The organism is Microcystis sp. T1-4 (assembly GCF_000297435.1).
GTDB lineage: Bacteria > Cyanobacteriota > Cyanobacteriia > Cyanobacteriales > Microcystaceae > Microcystis.
Genome location: NZ_CAIP01000294.1, coordinates 1 through 574, shown reverse-complemented (window position 1 = coordinate 574; position 574 = coordinate 1). Strand labels below are relative to the sequence as shown.

At 48.3% G+C, this 574-nt stretch carries 1 protein-coding gene and 1 pseudogene; both read right to left on the bottom strand.

Annotated elements, in window-relative coordinates:
- The coding region (locus MICAI_RS24185; RefSeq protein ID WP_149978584.1) for a cyanobactin biosynthesis system PatB/AcyB/McaB family protein at window positions 1-136 on the bottom strand (136 nt) is incomplete at its 3' end.
- Between the two features lie 80 nt (window positions 137-216).
- Window positions 217-574, bottom strand: a pseudogene (locus tag MICAI_RS16340) (peptidase S8); the annotation flags it as partial.

Sequence of the window (574 nt, the reverse complement as noted above, 5' to 3'; positions counted from 1 at the left end):
CGCCATCTCCATGAACAATATCGACGCATTCATGGGGATGAATAAAATGGGGTCGTTTGACGGGAGCAGATTGTTTGGGAAGTCTCACGGTTGTTTTCGGGTAAATAATGGGGGTAGGGGCGAAGCATTCGGGCATAACCTATCGCTGAAACCTTAGATTTCCTATCCGAATGCTTCGCCTGTACTTGAAGTCAGAAGTCAGCGCAGGGGAGAGGACTAATAAGGAGAAGACCAGGAACGCACTTCGCCCAAAGTAACAGGAATTAAATCACTCACATCTATTGTAAACCGGAAGATTTTACGAGCGCGGCGGCTATTTTCCGGGTCGAAGAATTTTAACTGTACGTCCCAACAATCGCTATCCAGCCGACAGAAAGGACTCTTAGAAACGTTAATACTGTCGAGTTCCATCCCCGCACCCACAGCCTCAGAAAAAGTTTGCGCTGCTTGGAAAGCGTTAGTCGCGGCAAAATTGAGGGCGCGGTCTTGGGAAGTTTGCCCTAAATTGCGTAAATCGTAGTAGATGCGGTTGAGGAAACTACTCAAAGTGCGGCGCATTTGGCTTTCTTGGGCT